The 241-nt window shown below is 66.4% G+C and carries 1 protein-coding gene; it reads left to right on the top strand.

Annotated features, from left to right (window positions below):
- Positions 1-241, top strand: a 241-nt coding sequence (locus IJ15_RS0123735; RefSeq protein ID WP_031940812.1) for a CorA family divalent cation transporter, incomplete at both ends; no start/stop codon positions are given.

The following is a 241-nucleotide window of genomic DNA, read 5'->3' as shown; positions in this document are numbered from 1 at the left end:
CTACCTCGACGACGTCGAGAAGGTCGAGTTCGGTGAGGTGCACGTCTTCGTGGGGCCGGACTTCGTCGTCACCATCCGTCACGCGGAGGCACCCGATCTGGCCCAGGTACGCCGCCGACTCGAGGCGGCACCCGAACTGCTGAGGCTGGGACCGGAGGCGATCCTGTACGCGCTCCTCGATCAGGTGGTCGACGAGTACCTGCCCGTCGCGGCCGGACTCGAGAACGACATCGACGAGATC

Source organism: Prescottella defluvii (assembly GCF_000738775.1).
GTDB classification, from domain to species: Bacteria; Actinomycetota; Actinomycetes; order Mycobacteriales; family Mycobacteriaceae; genus Prescottella; species Prescottella defluvii.
Note: the sequence above shows the minus strand (reverse complement) of the source record. Positions and strands in the feature narration are given on the sequence as shown.